At 74.4% G+C, this 6,533-nt stretch carries 6 protein-coding genes; 2 read left to right on the forward strand and 4 right to left on the reverse strand.

The window, feature by feature from the left end; translation table 11 throughout:
* Positions 1 to 20: 20 nt before the first annotated feature.
* Positions 21 to 800 (reverse strand): isoprenyl transferase, encoded by a 780-nt coding sequence (locus FHL79_RS20345; RefSeq protein WP_138760393.1) that lies wholly within the window; start codon positions 798 to 800, stop codon positions 21 to 23.
* 115 nt (positions 801 to 915) lie between these two features.
* Between FHL79_RS20345 and trhA the strand changes: the two genes are divergently transcribed.
* Positions 916 to 1,743 carry a PAQR family membrane homeostasis protein TrhA gene (gene trhA, locus FHL79_RS20350; RefSeq protein WP_171058261.1) on the forward strand — a complete coding sequence of 276 codons (828 nt, stop codon included), beginning with the start codon at positions 916 to 918 and terminating at the stop codon, positions 1,741 to 1,743.
* 7 nt (positions 1,744 to 1,750) lie between these two features.
* Here trhA and FHL79_RS20355 read toward each other — a convergent pair whose 3' ends face one another.
* From FHL79_RS20355 to FHL79_RS20365, 3 genes are read right to left on the reverse strand one after another with little or no spacing between them, the layout of a single operon-like run.
* Positions 1,751 to 2,995: a geranylgeranyl reductase family protein gene (locus FHL79_RS20355; RefSeq protein ID WP_138760394.1), complete on the reverse strand. Its 1,245-nt coding sequence runs from the start codon at positions 2,993 to 2,995 to the stop codon at positions 1,751 to 1,753.
* A gap of 15 nt (positions 2,996 to 3,010) precedes the next feature.
* The gene (abmR, locus tag FHL79_RS20360) at positions 3,011 to 3,595 is read right to left on the reverse strand and encodes an ATP-binding transcription factor AbmR (protein WP_138760395.1); all 585 of its coding nucleotides are present in this window, start codon (positions 3,593 to 3,595) and stop codon (positions 3,011 to 3,013) included.
* Between the two features lie 50 nt (positions 3,596 to 3,645).
* Complete coding sequence (locus tag FHL79_RS20365) at positions 3,646 to 5,652, reverse strand: thioredoxin domain-containing protein (RefSeq protein WP_138760396.1); 2,007 nt, start codon at positions 5,650 to 5,652, stop codon at positions 3,646 to 3,648.
* 214 nt (positions 5,653 to 5,866) lie between these two features.
* On the opposite strand from FHL79_RS20365, the gene FHL79_RS20370 reads away from it, so the two are divergent.
* Positions 5,867 to 6,533: AMIN-like domain-containing (lipo)protein (locus FHL79_RS20370; protein WP_218938535.1), on the forward strand; the 667-nt coding region annotated here is incomplete at its 3' end.

Here is a 6,533-nt window from a genome sequence, read left to right on the forward strand (position 1 = left end):
CACTTCTGCCCCGAGGGGGATCAGCTGCCGAAGCGGCGGTGCCGGGCGGCGTAGTCCCGCAGCGCCCGGAGGAAGTCGACCCGCCGGAAGTCCGGCCAGTACACGTCGGTGAAGTGGAACTCGGCGTTCGCCGTCTGCCAGAGCAGGAAGCCCGACAGCCGCTGCTCGCCGCTGGTGCGGATCACCAGGTCCGGGTCCGGCTGCCCACGGGTGTAGAGGTGTTCGGCGATGTGGTCGACCTCCAGGGCCTCGACCAGCTCGGGCAGCGTCGTCCCCCGTTCGGCGTGCTCGGCCAGCAACGACCGGACGGCGTCGGCGATCTCCTGCCGTCCGCCGTAGCCGACGGCGAGGTTGACCGAGGCGCCCGGGCGGCCCTGGGTGTCCTCCTCGGCCTTCTTCAGCACCGCCGCCGTCTCGGCCGGCAACAGCTCCAGTGCGCCCATCGCGCGCAGCTGCCACCGCCGGTCCGGCCGGGAGAGGTCGGTGGCGACGTCCTCGATGATCGACAGCAGGGCGCTGAGCTCCGGCTCGGGCCGGCCGAGGTTGTCGGTGGAGAGCAGGAAGAGCGTCACCACCTGCACGCCCGCGTCGTCGCACCAGCCGAGCAGGTCGACGATCTTCTCCGCACCGCGACGGTGCCCGTGGGCGACGTCCTCCAGACCGATCGCCCGCGCCCACCGGCGGTTGCCGTCCATGATCACGCCGACGTGTCGGGGCAGGTCGGCACCGGTCAGCGATCGGGCGATCCGGTGCTCGTACAGCACGGTGAGCCTCTCGCGGACCCACGCGCGCACCCCCACGCAGCCACCCTAGGACCCGGGTGCCCCCGCGGCTGACCGCAGGGGCGATCGGCGGCCGGCAAGCTCACAACCGCTCCAGGATGACGGCCCCTCCGCGCCTCCGTAACCTCGGGCCATGACCGTCTCCTCGGACCGCGACGACTCCGTCCGGGTGACCGCCGACGGCGCCGAGCTCCAGGCGCCGCTGCGCGAGGCGCTCGGCGTCGTCCGCGACGAGCACGTCCCGGTCCAGGCGATCACCCACCAGGGCGAGTGGGCGCTGACCGAGTACGGCGACCGGGACTACGACCACCCCGACACCCGCCCCCGGATGCGTGGCTGGCTGCACCTGTTCGCGTTCTTCGGCGCCATCGCGGCGGCGGCGGTGCTCATCCCGCTGGCCTTCGTGCAGGGCGCCCGAGCGGGCTGGCCGGTGACGGTGTACTGCCTGACCATCCTGGGGTTGTTCGGGGTCAGCGCGCTCTACCACCGCCGGCGCTGGTCGCCCCGCGGCTGGCAGCTGATGAAGCGCGCGGACCACTCGATGATCTTCCTGTTCATCGCCGGCACGTACACGCCCTTCTCCTTCCTCGCCGTCCCGGAACCGACCGGCTGGTGGCTGCTGGGCACGGTGTGGACCGGAGCGCTGCTCGGCGTGGCGCTGAAGATGGCCTGGCCGCACGCCCCCCGCTGGCTCGGCGTGCCCATCTACCTCGCGCTGGGCTGGGCCGCCGTCTTCGTGCTGGTCGACATCCTGGACCTCGTCGGGGTGACCGTCCTGGTGCTGATGGCAGCCGGCGGGCTGCTCTACAGCGCCGGGGCGGTCGCCTACGCGTCCAAGCGCCCCAACCCCTGGCCGGGGACCTTCGGCTACCACGAGGTCTTCCACGCCATGACGATCGTCGCCGCCAGCTGCCACTACATCGCCGTCTACTTCGCGGTCTACAACAGCCCGTTCGTGTAGGCCGTGCTCAGCTGAACGGCTTGCGGTCGTCCAGCCGCACGGACAGCCGCCCGGCCAGCCGCCAGGCGCGGGCCACCACGTCGCGGTCGGCCTCGGTGACCAGGTTGCCCATCACCCGCAGCGCCACCGTCATGAGGGCCCGCGACCGCATGCCGACCGGCCCGGCGGCCGGCAGCAGCCGTGGCACGGTGAGCAGCCCGGCCAGCCGCCGGGCGATGGAGAACGCCTCGCCGTAGTGCCGGCGCAGCACCGCCGGCCAGGCATCGGTCCAGTCGTCGGTGCCGAAGAGCTCGACGACGCTGCGCCCGGTCTCCAGGCCGTAGTCGATGCCCTCCCCGTTGAGCGGGTTCACGCAGCCGGCTGCGTCACCGATCAGCGCCCAGTTGCGCCCGGCGACCCCGGAGACCGCGCCGCCCATCGGCAGCAGGGCGCTCGCCGGGGCGCGGACGTCGCCGTCGAACTGCCACTCGTCCCGCCGCTGGTCGGCGTACAGGTCGAGCAGGCTGCGCAGCCGGACGTCGGCCGGGCGGCGCTCGGTGGCCAGGGTGCCGACGCCCACGTTGACCTCGCCGTCCCCGAGCGGGAAGACCCAGCCGTAGCCGGACAGCAGCTCGCCGTCCGCCCCGCGCAGCTCCAGGTGCGAGGAGATCCACGCGTCGTCGCTGCGACCGGAGCCGATGTAGCCACGGGCAGCCACGCCGTAGGCGGTGTCCCGGTGCCACTCCCGACCGAGCACCCGGCCGAGCGGGGAGCGGGCGCCGTCGGCCACGACCAGCCGACGGCAGCGCACCGTCGTCGTCGACTCGTCGGGACGGCGGAACACCACCCCGGCCACCCGGTCGCCGTCCCGCTCCACGTCCACCGCGCGGGCGCCCTCGAGCGGCTGCGCCCCCGCCTCCAGGGCGACGTCGCGGACCCGGGCGTCCAGCTCGGTGCGCGGCACCGCGCCGCCGTGGTCGGGCAGCGAGCCGCCCGGCCAGGGCAGCAGCAGCTCCTGGCCGAAGCCGGCCGCGCGCAGGCCCCGGTTGCGGCCCTTGGACCGCACCCAGTCGCCGAGACCCAGCTGGTCGAGCTCACCCATCGCGCGCGGGGTCAGCCCGTCGCCGCAGGTCTTGTCCCGCGGGAAGACCGCGGCGTCGGCCAGGACGACGTCGGTGCCGGCGCGCCCCGCCCAGGCAGCGGCAGCAGACCCGGCGGGCCCGGCTCCGACCACCAGGACGTCGGTCTGGGTGGGCTCGACGTCGGTGGTCACACGGCCCAGTGTCCCTCAGTCGACCCGGGGACCCTGCGCGCGGACCTGCTCGACCGCGGCCATCGCCTCACGGAGCTGCGTCAGCCAGTCGTCGGTGTGCTGGCCGACCAGCCGCACCGCCCAGGCGAGCGCCTCGGACCGGGAGCGGGCGACCCCGGCGTCGACGAGGGTGTCCAGCACCAGCCGCTCGGGCTGGCGCAGCCGGGTCATCACCGGCACCGACAGCGTGGTGAACAGCTCGCGGACGTCGCCGCAGGAGGCACCCCAGGCGACCGAGCGGCCGTACCGCTCCTGCGCCGCGTCGGCGATCGCCATCCGGGCGGAGCGGGTCTGCTCGCGGAACCGGGCGATCCGGCCGGCGCGGGCTGCGGTCGGGTCGCCGTCGCCGGCGTCCGGCTCGGCCACGGCACCGATCACGGTGATCTCGTCCCGGTCGATGACCAGCTCGACCGGGCCGGTGAACCACTCGTCGGGCAGCCGGCCGGCGAACCAGCCGGCGACCTCGGCCCGATCGACCGGCGGTGGGGCGTCGGCGGCGCGGCCGCGGGCGCGGCCCCGGCCGGGGAAGCCCTCGGGCGGGAAGCGGTGGTGTGCGTGCACGGTGTCCTCCTCAGGACGACGGCTCTGTGCTCACCACTGTAATCGTGTAATCAGTCGGTCGGCGTGCTCATCGCTGTGCTCAGAGCGGACACGTCGGTGACCGGCGCGGAGCAGACGAAGCCCCGGCAGACGTAGGCCGCGGGTACGCCGCCGACCAGGGGACGGTCGGCCAGCAGCGGCACCCCGGGCGCGCCCGGCTCCCCCGCGACCACGACGGCGCCGGGACTCGTCGCGCGGCGCGCGGCCTGCTCCAGAGCCGCGCGCTGCGCGCCGGCCGGCCCGCTGACCGCGACCTCCAGCGGGCCGGCGAGCAGCGCCTCCCCGACGGCCGCCGCCCAGCCGGCGGCCTGCGGCGCGTGCGCCACGAGGCGGGCCAGCGACGCCAGCGCCTCCTCACCCCGGGCCCGGTGCTCGGGCGAGCCGGCCAGCGCCGCGTAGGTCACCAAGGCGCCGGCCGCCGCCGCGATCCCGGCCGGCGTCGGCCCGTCGGCCGGGTCGAAGGGACGGTGGACGAGCGCCTCGGCGTCGGCGGCCGTGTCGTGCCACTGGCCGTCGGCGTCGACGAACTGGGCGGCCACGACGTCGAGCAGCTCCCCGGCCCAGCCCAGCCAGCGGGGCTCGGCGGTCGCGGCGTGCAGCGCGAGGAGCCCCTCGGCCAGGTCGCCGTAGTCCTCCAGGACGCCGGCGTGCGCACCGGCTGCACCGCCCCGGGACGCCCGGCGCAGCCGCCCGTCGACCCAGTGGACCCGGTGCAGCAGGTCCGCCGCCCGACCGGCCGCGCGGACCAGCCCGGCGTTGCCGGTGAGCGCCCCGTGGTCGGCCAGCGCCGCGATCGCCAGCCCGTTCCAGGCGGTGACCACCTTGTCGTCCCGGGCCGGTTGCGGGCGCCGTGCCCGGGCCCCGCTGAGCGCGGCGCGCACCCGGGCCAGCCGCTCGCCGTCGTCGGGGTCGCGCAGCAGCTGCAGCGTCGACGCGCCGTGCTCGAACGTCCCCTGCGGCGTCACGGTGAACACCTCCGCGGCCCAGGCGCCGTCGTCGTCGCCGAGCACCTCGCGCAGCTGGGCCGGCGTCCAGACGTAGGTGAGCCCCTCGACGCCCTCGGTGTCAGCGTCCAGGGCGGAGGCGAGGCCACCCTCGCCGGTGCCCAGGTCGCGCACCAGGAAGGCGGCGTTCTCGTCGGCGACCCGCCGGGCCCAGTCCGCGCCGGTCGTGCGCCAGAGGTGCGAGTAGACCCGCAGCAGCAGCGCGTTGTCGTAGAGCATCTTCTCGAAGTGCGGCACCACCCAGCGGTCGTCGACCGAGTAACGGGCGAAGCCACCGGCCAGCTGGTCGTAGACGCCGCCGCGGGCCATCGCCTCCGCGGTGGTCCGCGCCATGCCGAGGGTGTTGGCGTCCCCGCGCCGGGCGTGCGCGCGCAGCAGGAACTCCAGCACCATCGACGGCGGGAACTTCGGTGCGCCGCCGAAGCCGCCGGCCTGCCGGTCGTGGACGTCGGCCAGGGCGCCGACCGCGCCGTCGAGCAGGTCCGCGGACAGCGGCGCCGGGGCGCCGAGGTCGAGCCGGCTGGAGATGCCCTCGACGATCCGCGAGCCCGCCGTCTGCAGCTCCGCGCGCCGGTGGGTCCAGGCGTCGGTGACCGCGTCGAGCACCTGGCGGAACGACGGCATCCCCGGGTGCGGGCGGGGCGGGAAGTAGGTGCCGCAGTAGAACGGTGCGCCGTCCGGGGTGGTGAACACCGTCATCGGCCAGCCGCCCGAGCCGGTGAGCGCCTGGGTGGCCGCCATGTAGACGCTGTCGACGTCCGGCCGCTCCTCGCGGTCGACCTTCACGCAGACGAAGCCGGCGTTCAGCTGGGCGGCCGTCGCCTCGTCCTCGAAGGACTCGTGCGCCATCACGTGGCACCAGTGGCAGGCGGCGTAGCCGACGCTCACCAGCACCGGCACGCCGCGCTCGTGCGCCTCGGCGAAGGCGTCGGCGCCCCACTCCCGCCAGTCGACCGGGTTCCCGGCGTGCTGCAGCAGGTAGGGGCTGGTCGCGGTAGCGAGGCGGTTGGGCACGGACGTCGGATACCCCGGCCAGCGGCGGGCTACCGGCCGGGTACCGCTACGCACGGCGACGCCCCGCTCATGGCGAGGTCCGACGCACCGGAGGCTCGACGAGATCTGCCAGCCGACCCGCCGAGGATCAGCGGTTGTGCAGCCGATGTGGATCTGGTATGCGTCGGCGTGTCGCGGGACTCTGCAGGTGTCCGACACCACCTCTGGAGGAACCGTGAACAGCCCCCGCTCCCGCCCCGTCGCCCTCGTCCTGGCCGTCCTGACCGTGGTCGCCGCGGTCCTGGTCGGAGCCTCCCCGGCCAGCGCAGCAGACCGCTGCAGCGTGGCGTGGGGCTCGCTGCCCAAGGCGCACGACACCCTCGCCGACACCGAGACGCTCAACGGCGTCCGCGCCGGCCGGCACGCCTGCTTCGACCGCCTGGTGATCGACGTCGGTGGTCAGGACGCCACCTTCGGCTCCTACGACGTGCGCTACGTCCGCACCGTCTCCGCCGACGGTTCGGGCGCCGCCGTCCCGGTCCGCGGCGGTGCGGCGCTGCAGGTGGTCGTCAAGGCACCGGCCTACGGCGAGACAGGACCGACGTTCCAGCCGCGCAACCCGCGTGAGGTGGTGGCCGTCGGCGGGTTCACCACGTTCCGGCAGGTCGCCTGGGCGGGGTCGTTCGAAGGTCAGACCACGCTGGCGCTCGGTGTGCGGGCCCGGCTCCCCTTCCGGGTCTTCACCCTGGCCGGCACGCCGAACACCGACCACACGCCCCGGCTGGTGATCGACGTCTGCCTCTTATACACATCTAAAAAAAAAAGGTATTTATGCTTCATTAACACCTGTAGTTGTTACACTTATTATAGCCATGCTATGCTTCAAACTACCTGTGATGCTA

The sequence above is a fragment of the Modestobacter altitudinis genome (assembly GCF_005930475.1).
In the GTDB taxonomy this organism is placed as follows: domain Bacteria; phylum Actinomycetota; class Actinomycetes; order Mycobacteriales; family Geodermatophilaceae; genus Modestobacter; species Modestobacter altitudinis.

Coding starts and splice junctions, on each gene's coding strand:
- trhA (WP_171058261.1), top strand. CDS start 916: ATGACCGTCTCCTCGGACCGCGACGACTCCGTCCGGGTGACCGCCGAC.